This window comes from Enterobacter cloacae complex sp. 2024EL-00711, from assembly GCF_047529885.1.
GTDB lineage: Bacteria > Pseudomonadota > Gammaproteobacteria > Enterobacterales > Enterobacteriaceae > Enterobacter > Enterobacter ludwigii.
The window spans coordinates 669508-686227 of record NZ_JBLIZC010000002.1 but is presented as its reverse complement, the minus strand read 5'-3'; the positions used below and the strand labels follow the sequence as shown (position 1 = coordinate 686227).

General features: G+C 55.8%; 15 protein-coding genes. All 15 read right to left on the bottom strand.

The features are described from left to right. Positions 1-15 precede the first annotated feature (15 nt). Complete coding sequence (locus ACMVME_RS09640) at positions 16-1452, bottom strand: serine/threonine protein kinase (protein WP_414743415.1); 1437 nt, start codon at positions 1450-1452, stop codon at positions 16-18. Between the two features lie 24 nt (positions 1453-1476). Beyond that, positions 1477-4092: a type VI secretion system ATPase TssH gene (gene tssH / locus ACMVME_RS09635; RefSeq protein WP_068794714.1), complete on the bottom strand. Its 2616-nt coding sequence runs from the start codon at positions 4090-4092 to the stop codon at positions 1477-1479. A 34-nt stretch (positions 4093-4126) separates the two neighbouring features. Further along, positions 4127-5170 carry a type VI secretion system baseplate subunit TssG gene (gene tssG, locus ACMVME_RS09630; protein ID WP_025203894.1) on the bottom strand — a complete coding sequence of 348 codons (1044 nt, stop codon included), beginning with the start codon at positions 5168-5170 and terminating at the stop codon, positions 4127-4129. After that, positions 5167-7038: a type VI secretion system baseplate subunit TssF gene (tssF, locus tag ACMVME_RS09625; RefSeq protein WP_020883467.1), complete on the bottom strand. Its 1872-nt coding sequence runs from the start codon at positions 7036-7038 to the stop codon at positions 5167-5169. The genes tssG and tssF overlap by 4 nt, the downstream gene beginning before the upstream one ends. Before the next feature lie 2 nt (positions 7039-7040). Beyond that, positions 7041-7604: a type VI secretion system baseplate subunit TssE gene (gene tssE / locus ACMVME_RS09620; RefSeq protein ID WP_010432861.1), complete on the bottom strand. Its 564-nt coding sequence runs from the start codon at positions 7602-7604 to the stop codon at positions 7041-7043. Further along, positions 7597-8409 carry a type VI secretion system accessory protein TagJ gene (locus ACMVME_RS09615; protein WP_063215222.1) on the bottom strand — a complete coding sequence of 271 codons (813 nt, stop codon included), beginning with the start codon at positions 8407-8409 and terminating at the stop codon, positions 7597-7599. The genes tssE and ACMVME_RS09615 overlap by 8 nt, the downstream gene beginning before the upstream one ends. A 9-nt stretch (positions 8410-8418) precedes the next feature. Continuing rightward, positions 8419-9405 carry a hypothetical protein gene (locus ACMVME_RS09610; RefSeq protein ID WP_020883465.1) on the bottom strand — a complete coding sequence of 329 codons (987 nt, stop codon included), beginning with the start codon at positions 9403-9405 and terminating at the stop codon, positions 8419-8421. A gap of 16 nt (positions 9406-9421) precedes the next feature. Beyond that, on the bottom strand, positions 9422-10219 hold the full coding sequence (locus tag ACMVME_RS09605) for a PP2C family protein-serine/threonine phosphatase (protein ID WP_014170545.1): 798 nt from the start codon (positions 10217-10219) through the stop codon (positions 9422-9424). Beyond that, complete coding sequence (tagH, locus tag ACMVME_RS09600; protein ID WP_063156541.1) at positions 10216-12000, bottom strand: type VI secretion system-associated FHA domain protein TagH; 1785 nt, start codon at positions 11998-12000, stop codon at positions 10216-10218. The genes ACMVME_RS09605 and tagH overlap by 4 nt, the downstream gene beginning before the upstream one ends. An 89-nt stretch (positions 12001-12089) precedes the next feature. Next, a complete protein-coding gene (locus ACMVME_RS09595; RefSeq protein WP_032680802.1) occupies positions 12090-12506 on the bottom strand; it encodes a hypothetical protein in 417 nt (138 codons plus the stop codon). Beyond that, on the bottom strand, positions 12500-13489 hold the full coding sequence (locus ACMVME_RS09590; RefSeq protein WP_047955750.1) for a hypothetical protein: 990 nt from the start codon (positions 13487-13489) through the stop codon (positions 12500-12502). The genes ACMVME_RS09595 and ACMVME_RS09590 overlap by 7 nt, the downstream gene beginning before the upstream one ends. Positions 13490-13560: 71 nt before the next feature. Then, positions 13561-14043 (bottom strand): Hcp family type VI secretion system effector, encoded by a 483-nt coding sequence (locus ACMVME_RS09585; protein ID WP_014884229.1) that lies wholly within the window; start codon positions 14041-14043, stop codon positions 13561-13563. Positions 14044-14223: 180 nt separating this feature from the next. Next, a complete protein-coding gene (locus ACMVME_RS09580) occupies positions 14224-14649 on the bottom strand; it encodes a T6SS amidase immunity protein Tai4 family protein (RefSeq protein ID WP_032678401.1) in 426 nt (141 codons plus the stop codon). Next, positions 14646-15152: a type VI secretion system amidase effector protein Tae4 gene (locus tag ACMVME_RS09575; protein WP_020883459.1), complete on the bottom strand. Its 507-nt coding sequence runs from the start codon at positions 15150-15152 to the stop codon at positions 14646-14648. Before ACMVME_RS09575 ends, ACMVME_RS09580 begins: the two co-directional genes overlap by 4 nt. Before the next feature lie 65 nt (positions 15153-15217). Beyond that, positions 15218-16717 (bottom strand): type VI secretion system contractile sheath large subunit, encoded by a 1500-nt coding sequence (gene tssC / locus ACMVME_RS09570; protein ID WP_014170549.1) that lies wholly within the window; start codon positions 16715-16717, stop codon positions 15218-15220. Between the last annotated feature and the right edge of the window lie 3 nt (positions 16718-16720).

Genomic DNA, 16720 nt, shown 5'->3' with positions numbered 1-16720 from the left:
CCCTGCTTACCTTACTTACGGATTCACCAGCCAGGTGCCAGGCTTCGCGATATCCAGCGTCTGGGTACGCGTTTTCCCGTTGCCCTGCAGTTCAATTCTGGCCTCGCCCGCAGGTAGCTTGAGCGATGCATAACCGTTATTTGCCGGACGCAGTGTTTTTGGCTCACCGTTCACTTTCAGGGTCTCACCGTCAAGAATACGGATATAGACCAGTGCAACCGGGCTGGCATCCACCGGCGGGGTGGCCGGTTGCGCTGTCGCAGTCGGTGCAGTCTGTTCACTGGCTTTCGCCGTTTCCGGTTTCACATCCGGCGCGTTCGATGCGGTTTCAACGGGGCGTGTCTCAGCAGGGGCCTGCGCCGCCTGCTCTGGCGCATCATGGTCGCCACCGCTAAACAGCATCGCTCCGGCGACGACGCCAACCAGCACGCCCGCGGCAACCATTGCCGGGATTTTGTACCGGTGCCAGTCCAGTGCAGAAGCCGGTGCCTCTTCCTCTACCGGTACCAACATCGTGCCCGGTTTTTTCGCGCTCAATACATCGTCGATACCCGCTACCGGCATCTCAATCAGCGCCGCGAATTCATCGATGGACTGCGGTCGGTCTTCCATGTGCAACGCCAGCGCCCGGTCGATGGCCTGCAACAGCGAGAGGGAATAGCCCTGTGGCTGCAGTTCCACCAGCGGTTTGCAGGTGTCCTGAATTGAGCGCACCACGCTGACCGGCGGCGGTGAGCCGACAATCAGGGTATGCAGCACGGCGCCGAGGGCATAAATATCCGTCCACGGGCCCTGCTCGCTTTCGTTGTCGTCAGTGTACTGCTCGATCGGCGCAAAGCCCGGGCGCAGCATGGTTTCCGTCTCATCAGAGAGATTACCAATGGTGCGGCGCGCAGAGCCGAAATCGAGCAGAACCGGCAGGCCGTTGTCCTGAATCTGGATGTTATCCAGAGAGATGTCGCGGTGCAGATAGCCTTCGTCATGAATTGTCTTAATGGCACCGAACAGCATGGGCAGCATACGACGGATCCAGGCTTCGTTAATCAGCTCCGGCTTTTGTTCGCGCAGACGGGAGAGCGTGGTACCGCTATAGAACAGCGTTCCCATATAGGCCGTATCGTTTTGCACCCAGAAACGCAGCACGTGAAGCAGGTTCGGGTGGTTGAAGCGCGCCAGCAGGCGGGCTTCCTGAATGAAGCTGTTCAGGCCGGCGGAAAACGCTTTGCCAAAACGTTCGCTGCGCAGTACCAGCGTCATATCGTCGCCGCGCACGGCGAGCGAGGCAGGCATAAATTCTTTGATAGCGATAGTGCGTTCGAGCTGATGATCCCACGCGCGATAGACGATGCCGAACCCGCCGCCGCCGATCACCTCTTTAATTTCAAACTCGTTGAAGCGATACCCGACCGGGAGCGCGTTTGGGACAGTCCGATTGTTATCATTATCCGTCATCTTTTACAGTTCTCTTGATGATTATTACGCGGCAAACTGACAGTGAAACTCGCCCTGCTCACAGGTGACGTGCAGACGTCGGTACTGCTCATCGCTGCGGCTGGCGGTAAGTAATATCTGGCTCATCTGAGGCAGCAAGGTGTTTGTCAGAATAGCGTCCACCATGCGGCCGCCAGACTCCACCTCGGTACAGCGCTGAACAATTTGTTCCACCACGCTGTCATCAAACTCGGAAATAATATTGTGATTCTCTAGCAGACGACGCTGAATGCGTTTGAGCTGCAGGCGGACAATCTGCCCCAGCATCTCGTCGCTCAGTGGATAATACGGCACCACCAGCAGACGGCCCAGCAGCGCCGGCGGGAAGACCTCCAGCAGCGGCTGACGCAACGCGCCGCTTAACGCCTCAGGCTCAGGCATCAGTTCCGGATCGGCACACATGGCGCTAATCAGATCGGTGCCGACGTTGGACGTCAGAATAATAATGGTGTTACGGAAATCAATATGGCGGCCCTCGCCATCTTCCATCCAGCCTTTATCGAAGACCTGGAAGAAGATTTCATGTACATCCGGGTGCGCTTTTTCAATTTCGTCCAGCAAGACCACGCTGTACGGGCGACGGCGAACGGCCTCGGTTAACACCCCGCCTTCACCATAACCCACGTATCCTGGAGGCGCACCTTTTAAGGTGGAAACGGTGTGGGCTTCCTGGAATTCACTCATGTTAATGGTGATAACGTTCTGCTCACCACCATAAAGCGATTCCGCCAGCGCCAGTGCGGTTTCCGTTTTCCCCACGCCGGACGGGCCACAGAGCATAAATACGCCAACAGGTTTGTTCGGATCGTCGAGTTTTGCCCGCGAGGTTTTCACGCGACGGGCAATGAGATCCAGGCCGTGACGCTGGCCGATGACGCGCTGGTTGAGGGTGTCAGCCAGGTTGAGCACCGCATCAATTTCGTTTTTCACCATCCGGCCCAGCGGGATACCGGTCCAGTCAGAGACCACCGCCGCCACCACGTTTTCATCCACCGCCGCAAACAGCAGCGGCTCGTCGCCCTGTAAAGCGTTGAGCGCCTGCTGCTGCGCGTTAAGCGCGCTGCGCAGTTCGCCGGTCTCGTCATCACCCGCGGCAAACAGCGCGGCACGCAGGCGGATGATTTCAGTCACAAGAGCACGTTCCTCTTCCCAGCGCTGGGTCAGGGCTTCGCGCTTTGTTTCGTATGTATCGCGCTCGGCGGTCAAGGCTGCGACGCGCTCCGGATCGCCGGCACCCACGCGCGCTTCGCGTCCGGCAATCTCGATCTCCACATCCAGGGCCGCGAGATGGCGCAGGCAATCTTCCAGCTGTGCCGGTGGCGCGCTCTGGCTGACCGCCACGCGGGCACAGGCAGTATCAAGCAGCGCAACGGCTTTATCCGGCAACTGACGCGCCGGAATATAACGATGTGACAGCTTGACCGCCGCGCTGACCGCTTCGTCGAGAAGCAGTACCTGGTGATGCGTCTCCAGCGGTGACACGGTGCTGCGCAGCATCAGAATCGCTTTGGCTTCGTCCGGCTCGTGAACCTGTACCGTCTGAAAACGACGGGTCAGCGCCGGGTCTTTCTCGATGTATTTTTTGTATTCCGCCCACGTGGTGGCACCGATGGTGCGCAGTTGCCCGCGCGCCAGAGCCGGCTTTAACAGGTTAGCGGCATCACCGGTACCCTGCTGGCCGCCTGCGCCAATCAGGGTGTGGATCTCATCGATAAACAGAATGACTGGCGTAGCGCTGGACTGCACTTCATTAATCAGGGCCTGTAGACGCGCTTCGAACTCGCCTTTCATGCCTGCGCCGGCCTGCAGCATGCCAATATCCAGCAGCCAAAGCTGAATATTCTGCAGCGGTGCCGGCACGTCGCCTTCGGCGATACGCAGCGCCAGCCCTTCCACCACCGCCGTTTTGCCAACGCCAGCTTCCCCGGTCAGCAGCGGGTTATTCTGGCGACGGCGCATCAGAATATCGACCATCTGGCGGATCTCTTCATCGCGCCCGACAACCGGGTCAATCTTCCCTTCACGGGCGCGCGCGGTCAGGTCCTGACCATACTGGGCCAGCGTCCCTTGTGCGGCTGGCACCGTACCGGCTGGCGTATCCGCGGCAGCGGCCGCCTGCTGCGTCTCTTTGCTCTGAGCGCAAATCGCATCAAACTGCTCGATCAGCACGTCGACGTTAAGGCGGGTGAACTGCGCCGAGATGCTTTTCAGCACGTTAGCCAGATTCCAGGTTTTCAGGATGCCAATCAGTAAATGTCCGCCGCGAATACGGCTGACGCCATACTTCAGCGAGCCAAACACCCACGCGCGCTCCACGGCGCTGTCGATATGTTCTGACAGATCGGAAACAGAACTCGCGCCACGCGGCAGCGCATCCAGTGCGGCCACGATATCGCGCGTCAGCTGCTGTTCATCGAGGGCAAAATGACGTATCACCTGTTGCAGATCGCCATCCTGCTGCTGCATCAGCTGATGCAGCCAGTGCACCAGCTCAACATAGGGGTTGCCGCGCAGCTTGCAGAACGCGGTGGCGCTTTCCAGTGAGGTAAATAACAGCGTATCCAGTTTGCCGAAAAGCACGGCACGGCTGATTTCTGACATGTTCGGTTCCGTTGATAACAATGCGTTAGAAAAATTATCGCTCTGCGCGATACACCAGATCGCCACGTGGGACAGGCTGAGGCTGAAGGCCCAGCCAGGTGTTGTAACCTAACCGCCCGGCGCTACCGAGCGAGGCACCCTGCACCGCGTCGGCGCGCAGAATAACCCGAGTTTCCCATTCAAATTCTACCCCTGCGTACTGGCGTACCCAGTCGCGCAGTTCAGTGACCCACGCTTCGCCTGGCAGGAAGCGGTTGTACTCTTCCGCGCTCAGTGGGCCGATTTCGATACGAAACTTGTGCTGCACGTCGCGCACCGCAACGCCGAGAAAAGCGGATTCTCCCATCCGCGGCAGTCGACGCCCTTCACCCAACTGCGCCTGTTCCCGCGGCGAAAGCGGCATCCACTGCGCCACGTTCGTGACCAGTTTTACCGGGGCGTGAAAATAGTTGCGCAGGATCTTCTCCAGCCCTTCCGGATCCCGAGCGTGACGTGTCAGGTGTCCGGCGTGAGTAAAACGGGCATGTGCGCTCAGGCTGCCTTTGGTCATCTGCCCCGGCTGGCCCATGCCGATCAAGGATGCCAGGTACCCCTCAAAGCGTTTGTTGTCCGCGCGGTCAAGAGAGACGGCGGGCTGCGCATCAGCCCAGGCACGGTAAAACAACAGCGTCAGGCGATGATGGAACAGATCGGCAAACGCGCTCAGGCTGGTGTCCTGATGATGATGAATACGCTCCCGGGCGTACTCTGTCATATGGACGGGCAGCGGGCCATTTGGACCAAACAGACCAAAGCTGAGGATAGACACCTCGTGCAGCCCGTTCTCTTCACGCTGGCGCACCTGCGCGAGGGTTGACGGCGCAAAGCTCATCGATGGCTGCTGACCGATACGTAACGGTTCAAATTTCGGCAGCGGCGCGCGCCCCAGCGGATAACGTTCACCGCCCTGGGCATCAATGCGTCTTAATAGCTGGAACAGATCGTAGCGCCACGGCGTCTCGCGAACGCCGCGCCAGAAAGCGTCCGGCAACGGCGTCAGGCGATGGACACGCAGCGGCGCGGAGGCGACTTCGCTCATAGTAGTGCCCTTTTCCCCATACGCGGTGCCCAGTAGCCAATCTCACCGCGCTGCTGACTCTTCAGCGTGAATTCAGTAAAGCTGTTGATGGACACCAGACGGGCAAACAGGCGTTCCAGCACGCTGCCGAAAAGCCAGGGGCTGGCGCCGGAAAACGCACGCTCATCCACCGTCAGAGTAATGCCGATCCCGCGCGCAAAGACCACCGGACCCGGCTCCGGGACGCGACGGTGAACCGGCTCCAGCACGCAGTGGCGAACGCCCTCAACCTGACGTGCAACCGGCGTCTCCGCCAGGTTAGCATACAGCCCCAACAGCTGACGCAGGGCGGCGGCGCCCTCTTCGTTTTCGCTGTCCATCAGGCTGAGATAGTTCATCTGCAGCTGGCTGATCAATCGCCAGGTGCTAAACCCTTCGGCCAGAGCCGGACGCGGCGGCGTTGGGCCTTTTCGCAGGGTCAGGGATTTCACCGGCATGGAATCGGCCATGATGAACTGTCCGAGCTCCTGCTGAAGCATCAGCGGCAGGTCGCGGCTGGTGCACAATACTTCCGCGGAGATATAGCGCAGATTTTCCTGCCAGGGTGCATGCTGTTCATCCACCAGCGAAACAAAGACTTCGGAGCCGATATAACCGGTTCGGGTGCCGTAGCGCAGGGCATGTTCAGAGAGCACTCGCTGCTCACGGCGCAGGGAAAAATAGGCGCCGTAGTTGCCCGCATCACCGCTCCAGGTGCTCCAGAAAGGTCGGAATGTCTGGTCATCACGCTGGCCGTCGGCACTGCCGAAGATTTTGTTTACCGCATAAATTTCATAATCCAGGGGACGGATGTTATCCACCACCAGATGATATTCATGCTGGCTCTCGCTCAGCTTCTGCCGCGCCGCCACTTTCGGGAAAAGGTTGATCACCGGCGTGCAATGCATCGCAAGATGGCTGGCATCAACCACCCGCTCCAGCTGCTCATCGCTTTTATCCAGCAGGATGAAAATATCGAACGCTTTTTCATTTTCACAGTGCTGGATAAGCTTGCCCAGACCGCTGAGGCTGATAAAGCGGAACCGTGCCGGAAACGCAAAGTATTCCTGCAGCAGACGATAGCCGTCAAAGTTGCGCAGGTCATCCGGAAGCAGCGCCTGGTCCGGCTCAAACCCTTCCTGTCGTAAGGCATCCGCAGAGAGCAGCTGTCGCTGCGGGTGCTTGCTGACGGTCTGGCAGACAATCCCGGCGTGGTGCTCCATGACCAGCTCAAGCAGCTTGAGCGCTTCAATATCCGGGCCGCTAAGGAAAAACTCCAGACGGTCAAAATCCAGATGCCCAAGATGCTGCGGGCCATCACAGGCAATGCGGATCCGTAACGCGCTGTTGATCCCCCGCTGGCTCAGGCCCAACTGCGCCAGCGGCAGATCGGCAGGCACACCGCCCAGCTCGACCTTATCGATTTTCAGCGGCAGCAGATTAACTTCATGCGCCGTGGTGTAGCTGCAGGTGACCCCGGTCTTTTTCAGCGCCAGGCTGTCCATCATGGTGCCGCGCGGCACCTTAAAACCGTTGCTCAGATCGCCACGCGTGCTGTCGGGCTGGATTTCAGCAATCGCCATTGAGGGGGTTGGCGCGAGATAGTTTGGCGCAATCATTTCCAGCAAACGCTGGGAGAAGCGCGGGAACTCCGCATCCATTTTCATTTGCACGCGGGAGGTCAGGAACGCGAACCCCTCCATCAGGCGTTCGGTATACGGGTCCGCCACTTCGATGCCGCGCATGCCCAGTCGACCCGCGACTTTGGGATAGCGCTCGGCAAATTCAGCGCCCATTTCACGCAGATAGGCCAGTTCACGGTTGTAATATTCGAGCAGTTTACTTTCCATGATCACCCCGCATCTTTCAGTTCAAAATGGCCGTTTTCCAGATCGACATCGGTGCGAAACAGAAACTCCAGCGGGTACGGCACACACCACAGACGCCCTTTTATCTCAATGGACAACACGTTGTGCAGATCCAGTGACGAGGTGTCTGACACGCAGCGGACCTGCAGTCCCTGCGGCAAAATACGCGGTTCAAAGTTAATGATGGCCTCGGTAAGCTTGCGCTGAATGTCGTGCCATTCAATGTCTGACATTCTTTTCCCGGCCAGCGGCGCGACGCCAAAATTAACCACCGAGCGGTTCACATGCGGCAACGCGCTCAGGTCACCGGATGCGTCATGGTTGATGGTGTTAAACAACCACTGCAGATCCCGCAGCACGTTACGGCGCAGGGCGGCGTGGGTAATCAGATTACTGTTGGCGGACTCGCGTTTTTTTTCCGGATCGTTATCGGTGAGGCGATCCAGCAGCGAGGGCTGCATTTTATCGCGCGCCCCCACCTTCTCCTGCTTGCTGCGGGCTTGCCAGCCGCTGCGCAGCAGATCGCCTTCGCCAGCGGGATTACTCATGGGCTCCATCCGCAGCAAACGTCACCAGGTTCAACGACAGCAATGGGCTTTCGCTTTGCTCGCTAAGCCAGGCTTTCTGCCCCATGCCTTCATACAGCGTGCCGTCATTGTCGAGCGGCAGCCACTCGGTGGTGCGCGCGAGCTTAACCGCGTCAGACGCATCCGCTGCGAAAGGATAGCGCGCCGGGATCTGGCAAACCTGTTCGGTACCGTCCGTCAGGCGCACCAGCGCATGACGCCACACCAGGTCAGTCACGCTGGCAGGGGCCTGGAAACGGATCTCGGCGATGGCGTTAAACGGCAGCCAGAAATAACGGCCGTTGACGATGGTTTCACACACGGGCCCCAGACGAGCATCGCCGTCCATCAGCCATGCGAATGCCTGCGTCTCGTCATTCTCAAGCGTGATTTGACCCGCCGTTGCCTGCGCCTGCTCAAGGGCTTCCAGACGCAGCGCCTGAGCACGCTCTCCCGCGTCATTAAGCGCGGCGGCAAGCGTGGTAAGCCACGGCCACTGCGTTTCAGGCATGGCAGGACGAGCCTGCCCCGCCATCACCTGCGCGCGCTGCAGCTCCCCCTGGATGGACTGCTCCAGCAGGGTAACGGTTGGTTTAGCCTGGGGCTTAAGTGCCAGCCAGCTTTTCAGCTGAGTCAGGGCACGCGTCCAGTTACCACTGAGGGTCAAAAACTGCACAAACGCGGCGCGGAGATCGGCATCGGCCGGACGGACTTTGATCTCAGCTTCAAGACGCACCAGCGCGTCACTCAGCGATTCACCCGCCAGGTGTTGATAGAGCGTATTCATAGCCATTCCTTAGTTTGCCGCGCGCCAGGCGCCGACTGCCGGATCGCGCAGCTGAGGGCGCAGGGTGTCAATCAGGACGATATTGAGCGTTGTGCCAGGGGTAACCCAGGCGCCCCAGATTTTTTTCACCGCGGCGATACGCGCCTGCAGTTTTGCATCGTCGCTGGCGGTCTCTCGTGAAATCTCCACGGCCACCGTGCCGTTGCTTTTCCAGCCGTTGAGGCTGCTGTCGTAAGGCAGGATCATCCAGCTCTGGTCGCTGTTGGAGGTGCTGAAAACCATGCGCTCTTTGTTGACGGAGGTGATCAGCGCGTTTTCCGGGTCGGCACTTTGATTCAGTCCCATGACCGGGAAGCCGTGAATGTAGGTCACCGGTATCTCTTTTTGTCCACCATTACGGGACTGTGAGATAACCGTGTGACCACTCAGCCAGCTCCCGTTTCCGCAGCGGGTGGTGTCTGAATCCGGAATAAAGAGCGCCGGAGCAGACGAGCCCCCTTCCCAGAAGGTACGCAGATGGCAGCCGTCCTGAAGGGTAAATTCCTGCCACGGCGTGCGATCGGCAGCAACCGTGTGGGTTTCCGCGTTCTGGTCCGGCGGCAGCAACGCACCGCTGGCCGGAGTACTCACTGGCGCAGTCTGCTGCTGTTTTACCACCAGCGCCCAGTCCTGCGCTTTGCCTGCTGTCCCCTGCGCCAGCGTCGTCCCGGACGGATCGTTCAGCGTCCAGCTCAGTTTACTGACTTTGCTGCACTGGTGTTCCAGCAGCGAGCCCAGACGCGGGACAAAGTTCTCCAGAACCGAAACGTCTTTGTTGCCGTTCGCCACGATACGCAGCGCAATCTCTGACTTACACCAGCTCTGTGGGGTGTTGTCTTTGATGTTATCAATCCAGATATCCAGCTTCTGCGCAGGAGACTGCACAATGCGGAAATTCTCAGCCTGCGCGGTGGACGCCACCGCCAGAAGTGCTAAACCCGATAGCCAAAGTTTCATATCGTTCCTTGTGTGTCTAATCAGTTCCGCAGGGAAGAAATTGTGCTGCGTCAGAAAGCGTATGCAGCAAAGTGGTGTCCTGAGGGTTGCCCATCCATACCGCCAGGGCGGTATAGTTATCCTGAGCATTCCCCTCTTGTTCGCCATTCTTTTGGATGATTTGGTTCATTAAGGTCAGCCACTCTTGTGGCGTGTTAACCATGTGCAGCGACTGTTTCATCTGTTCTTCGCTGACGCCGTGCCAGAAACCGTCTGTACAGAGTAGAAATGCATCTCCGTCTTCGACCTGCACCACATCGCTGTAGCTCGCTTCTGGCCCACCGTTTTCAATACCCAGCGCCAGATAGAGCAGATTGCTGTTGAGGTTATCGGTGTCGTGCCCTGCATCTTTCATCTGCTGAACCAGGCTGTGATCGGTGGTGACATGCCACAGCCAGCCCCGGCGAAACAGATACAGGCGACTGTCCCCGGCATGTGCCCAGTAGGCCAGCCGGTAATCTCTGTCGATAAACAGACTGACCAGCGTGGTGCCCATCCGACGATAATCCTGAACCGCCTGCTGTTCGCTGAGAATGGTGCGATTCGCCGTTTGCACATAGTCGCGAATATGCTGCGCGTTCAGGTGCTTGTCGCCATCAAAACGGGAGATAATACTGTTGCGGGCCAGTTCAGCGGCCACCTCACCGCCCGGCAGACCAGCGATACCATCACAGACGACAAAGCAGGCTGAACGTTCCCCTATGGTTTCTCCCGTCTGATCCTGGTTGCTGGCGCGCGTCCCCTGGCGGGAGAGAGAAGCCGTTGCGATATTCATTTTTCTTCCGATCCGCTCTGTGAGTCTTTGTACTGATTTACCTCCATGTCATAAGCATGAAGGAAGGCTTCGCCAAACAGGGTGTGGAAGTCATCCTCAATCTCGCCTGCCGTTTCACCATAGCTGCGGACAAAGTAGTCCCACAGCGCGGCTTTGCGACTGCCCGGTAGCGCCAGTCGGGAGGTCATCCCGTTCTGCTTCGCCTGCTCTTCCAGCTGTTCCGGGTTGAAGGATTGCAGCATGGCGGCAATGATGGCGCGGATACCGGAGATCATACCCAGCTGATGCGCCTGCAGATCGATCAGCGCGTCACGCACGGATTTTGTCGGCGGCATAAAGCCCGGCATTGGCGTACCGAACATCTGGATCAGAACGGTTTTCCCGGTCGGCAACAGTTTGAACGGGTTGTTGGCATCATCAAGTACCATGGTCATATCGGCTTTTACGCCGCGCTTGAGAATGGAGCGCGAAGAAAGCAGCGCCACGGTGCCCTGAGAGAACATGCCCAGAATTTGCCCCAGCTGACGCATATTTTCACGGTCAAACTGCGGGACGGGCTGCATTTCGCTGAGCCCCATCCCTTCCAGCAGTGCCTCAAGTAATTCGCCCTGCAGTACTTCACCCTTTTCGCCATTATGGGCTGCTGGCGACGCCGCGTTTTTGACCGGGTCAATACGCAAACGCCCTTTAGGTGCCTGGGCATTACTGCGCGCCACGGCCTGCGGGGTTGGCATGGTGAAGCCGGCATAATCCGGTCGCGCCGGCTCTTCTTCTTCCGCGCGCGGCGGCACCTGCGGCTCAGGAGCAAACAGCGGAGAAGCGGCAAGGACGTCCTCTTCCTGTTCTGCTTGCGGCTCTGGCGTCAGTTCTGGCTCAACGACGGTCTCTGGCTTATCGCCGACAATCTCATCCGGATGGGTTAACGGTGCCCCGCCCATCAACCCGAGGGGGTCATCATTTCGTGCGGCAGGTGCGCTGGCACTACCGCCAAACAGTGCCAGCGGATCGAGTTCATCCGTCTGCTCTTCTTGTGGCTGCGCAGGTTTAGCTTCATTGGGCGGCACCAGCGTAGACGGGGTGACGTCGTCAAAAATGCTCTCTTTTTTGAACAACGCTTCGTCACTGAACAGCGTATCCGGATCCACGTTCTTACGCTCAAGCTTTGGATCGCTGTCATTGAACATCGCCAGCGGATCTTCAGCGTTACGCTCAGGTGCGACAGGCTGGGAGAACGGATCGTGCGACGCTGCCGGCTGCGGCTTCGCCCGAGAACTGGAAATGCTGTCGGAGATAGAGAACTCCTGCATCAGGCTATCCCAGATTTCCGACGGCACAGCAGTCGGTTCCGCCTTCCCGCGCGGGGCGGCGCTCGCAGGCTTTGGCTGCGGGGCTGCCGCAGGGGCCGCGGCTGGACGCGCCTGCTGCTGCATGGTCGCCGCCATGCGGCTGACTGGCTGCGTATCATGAATCAGTTCGGTCACTTCGATGCGGTAATCATCAATACCGAGAATGTCCCCATCCTGCAGCTCTACCTGGCGCCCGCGCTCAAGCGGAATGTCATTCAATACCACGCGGGTGACGCTGCCACGGTTAGTGACGCGGCATTCGCCCTGGGCGTCAACGTGAACAATGGCCTGCAAACGCGAGATGGTGCGGTCATTGTCCGGCAATACCAGATTGTTATCCGTACCGCGCCCAATGGTGCCGCCCGGGGCATAAAAATCACAGCTGCTCTGCGGCGGCTGATGACCGGGTTTTGTAGAAATAATCGTGAATCGCATGGCGTATTCCTGCTGGTATGATTAGCGCTCAAACGCTGCCGCTCTCGGGGCGAGAACGGCGGCGTTTGAGGAAGAGAATATCAACAAAACTATTTAATGAAATTTACAAAAAATAATCCAACAATGAGCCATAGAGTGAATATTAATGCCTGCACTTTATAACGACGATGCAGTTTTAGCATCCAGGCAATTTTTTCATCTGGTAATGATTGAATATATTTATAAGCTTCTTCCTGCACCAGCCTGTCGCGAGTAAACTTCATCTTCACGCCCTTATGAAGACGAATAAACCAGATTATTTTTTGATAGTTTGCCAGTGATCCAAAAAAAGAAGCGTAATTTGTTACCAGATCGAGATCATAACCTTTGCGTCTGTAGTCAGAAAGGAGCTGATTATAGTCAGCCTCGTGTTTTTTAAAATAACGAGAACTAAACAGATCCATAATTACAACAACGAGAAACAAACCCACAGTAAGCAATAAAAGTAAATTCTCGAGATTTACCATAATTTATCCATCATATACTCTGTTGCTCCACCTGCTATTTCGCTACCAGCGTATCCACCCGCAGCCGCACCGACAATAGAGCATGCGAGCAATCCTACACCGCCAGTTGCAACTCCCAGCGCAACGCAAACTCCCGCCCCGGCTATGGCACCATATTTGCCACCGTAAATGCCACCAGCAAGACCTGCACCAAAGCTACTGTATTTTTTTACAGCAACTTTTGAGCAACTCTGCTCTCGTCCAACGGTACACGCATTGTAAACTTCATTGGTCGTATTTGCACCTGCAAAGCCTATTGCAAGCCATCCCCCCATTTTAAGAAAACGAGCGGCCTTTGAAGCATTATCAATGTATGTTGAATAACCCCGAATAGAACCAACACCGGCAGTGCTCCATTCATGCACAATTGATCTGCTCGATAAACCTAATGCATGTCTGAGTTCATTATAAGGTTTCATTTTAAGAGTTAATCTGGAAAGTTTATTTAATAAAACATCTAACTCAGAGAACAATCGTTGACGCTCAACAAAAAACTGTTGCCCTATTAATGTCCCTTGCGTTCTGTACTGATTTTGATAGGCCAACTCAATGGATTTTAATTTTTTTTCGATTTCACTGAAGTATTTGTCACCCGCATCAGAAACCACACCAAGGGACTTATCCATAAAGTTTGTGACTGCGGCAATTGTGCCATAGTGCTGAGAGAGGAAATTAGCCTCACCTGAATTAAGATCCGCCAGAGAACTATTAACTTTCTGTTTTGCGATTTGCAGCTGTTTAAGTTGCACTGCATTATTGTTTCCTGGATCATTGACAATTAACATTTGACCAGGTTTGGACCATTGAGTATCGCTATTAATTTGCATAAAATGACGCGCTGCATCGCTATTAGGATTATTAAACAGAAGCCTCGCCTGAAAATCCAACGTCCCGGGCTGCTGAACAATACAATACCCAGGTGCAACCATTGATTTTACGCTCATTACTCGATCTCTTTGCAAAGTTTTGACTAATACGTAGGGCCAGGGAAAAACTCCCCTGGCCACATACGCAATTACGCTTCTTTGTTTTCTTTGATGTTCCAGCCAGCGCTGCTTTCAGCACCTTTACCACCAGCAGTGGTCTGCTCCCAGTACTGCTGTTTCACTTTCGCAGCCTGGAATGCATAGGTCACACCAACGGTGTCGCCGTTGTCTGCACCGGTGTACTGAACAGAAGTTACCAGCACATCTTCCAGCGTGATGCGGGTATATTCAACTTGCTGACCACCCGCTTTGCACACGGACAGTTCAACTTTAGTCAGGTGCTTACCGCTTGCGCAGTGTTTGAGAATTGCTGTAGTGGATTTGTCGATCAGAGCGTTAACGTGCAGATCGTTAAAGTTAACTTTACCGGCACCGCCGCCGCCACCAACACTCATATTACCTGGCTGGGAAGCGCCCCAGGAGAAGGAGGTAATATCAGTCCAGCCGGTGTGGTTAGAATCTTTAGATTCGCCCGTAACACCCTCGACCTTCAGAAACATATCAATAGCCATAATATCTACTCTTCGTGGATGAACAATATTGCTTTCGAAAAAGCACTTATATGGCAAACAGGAAAGCATGGGGCTGAATAAAACCGTCCATATTTTACCTCTGCCTCATATCAAATGACCCGTGTCATTTGACAGTCTTGACATTCCCCCTGAATGCAAGGAAAGAATGTAAAGTCTTTACTACTGCGGATTATCCTGAAGCCAGGTACGGTCAGGATTGCCTATAATTAATTGAGGTACAAGTTTATTAAGTTCGTCACTATGATAAAGACGTAGACAATTTAACGTTACGCCTTTGACATCGGGTTTTATCTCAGAATGAAAGGCATTGGTTGCGCCTTTATATTTATCAATAAGGGCATTAATTTTGTCATTGCCATTTTCAATATCGAAAGGCACCCATTCCAGTAATGCACTACTGCTACGGGCTGCATCCAGAGAAAACTGGCTTTTATCATCTGAAACTTGTGCCAGACAGCGAGAAAAAACAACGTCTTTAACAACTTGCTTATAAGGCATTTTTTTGACAAACAACACCGGATCGTCGGTTGCATAAACAGAGGCGGAACTGGTAAGCAACAGTAGACTGGCAATTATTTTTTTCATGGCAACTCCCAAAAATTGGCTTTGGTCGTCGTGTAATTCGTCTCCGGTGCATTGAAATAACAATGATCCGAACAGGTTAAACCATTCCAGAATGTGGCATGACCTGCGGCGTCACTCCAGCCCTGTACCTCAAACAGAATTACGCCCTTTTTGTTGGCTAATTGTTGAACGGGTAAGGAAGGATAACTCACGACCATGTCAGGTTTACCCCACTGACGCGTCAACCAGGCAATAACATCCTTTACCCGATAGAAGTACCATTTATTATCAGCACCGGATACCGTGAGATTTGCAATACGCGGGACGGGATGCCCGGTATAGTTCAGAACATAACTCATGCGTACGGCACAACTATTTGACCACCCACCCTGATCTTGCGGTATTTCGAAGTTGTGCTTAACCTTGCCGCCGATAATTTGCTTAACTTTGCCGATAGAATCATTTGCATCGTAAATACGTGTTGCCGCCGCCCAGGCAGCAACAAACGAAGGTCTCGCGGTCATATTTCCTCTCACATTTCCATGCTATAAAGCAGGCGCCGGGTAAGGCCTCCCGGCGGCAATCATCATCACGCGTCTTTCGTCTTCAGTGACGGCAGTTTAGAAACCAGACGCAGAGAAACGGTCAGACCTTCCAGCTGGTAGTGTGGACGCAGGAAGAATTTCGCGGCGTAGTAGCCTGGGTTATCTTCAATTTCCTGCACCTGCACTTCGGCAGCCGCCAGCGGTTTACGGGACTTGGTCTCCTGTGAGGAGTTAGCCGGGTCGCCGTCCACATAGTTCATCACCCAGTCGTTCAGCCAACGTTCCATCTCTTCACGTTCACGGAAGGAGCCAATTTTGTCGCGCACGATGCACTTCAGGTAGTGGGCAAAGCGGCAGCAGGCGAACAGGTACGGCAGACGGGATGCCAGACGCGCGTTAGCGGTCGCATCCGGGTCGTGGTACTCAGCCGGTTTCTGCAGAGACTGCGCGCCGATGAAGGCGGCAAAGTCAGAGTTTTTGCGATGAACCAGCGGCATAAAGCCGTTCTTCGCCAGCTCGGCTTCACGGCGATCGCTGATGGCGATCTCGGTCGGGCATTTCATGTCCACGCCGCCGTCGTCGCTCGGGAAGGTGTGACATGGCAGGTTTTCAACCGCCCCGCCGGACTCCACGCCGCGGATTGAGGTACACCAGCCGTACTCTTTAAAGGAGCGGTTGATGTTGGCAGCCATGGCATACGCGGCGTTCGCCCAGGAGTAGCTGTTGTGGTTCGCGCCATCGGTCTGCTCTTCGAAATCGAAGCTGTCGACCGGGTTAGTGCGAATACCGTACGGCAGGCGCGACAGGAAGCGCGGCATCACCAGGCCAAGGTAGCGTGCATCTTCGGATTCACGCAGTGAACGCCACGCGGCATACTCGGTGTTCTGGAAGATTTTGGTCAGGTCGCGCGGGTTCGCGAGTTCCTGCCAGGACTCCATCTGCATCACGCCCGGTGCGGTACCGGTGATAAACGGACAGTGGGCCGCCGAGCCGATACGTGCCATCTCGCCCAGCAGTTCAACGTCCTGCGGACTGTGGTCGAAGTAGTAGTCGCCGACGATGCAGCCAAACGGCTCGCCACCAAACTGACCGTACTCCTGCTCGTAGATTTTCTTGAAGATTGGGCTCTGGTCCCAGCCCACGCCCTTAAAGCGTTTCAGGGTACGACCCAGCTCCTGCTTGGAGATGCTCATAAAGCGGATCTTCAGCATCTCGTCGGTTTCAGTGTTGTTCACCAGGTAGCTCAGACCGCGCCAGGCGCTCTCCAGCTTCTGGAACTCTTCATGGTGAATAATCTGGTTCACCTGCTGAGACAGCTGCTCGTCGATACCGGCAATCAGGTTCTGAATGGTGCGGTAGGTGTCACTGGAGAAGGTAACGGTATTTTCCAGCGCCTGCTGCGCCAGCGTTTTTACCGCACTTTCCACCGCGGAGCGCGCCTGATCGGTTTTCGGGCGGAACTCTTTGTTCAGCAGCGCGCTGAATTCATCCTGGCTGAACGCCTGACCACTCTGCTGCTCGTGTTGTTGAGTCTGGTTGCTCATCGA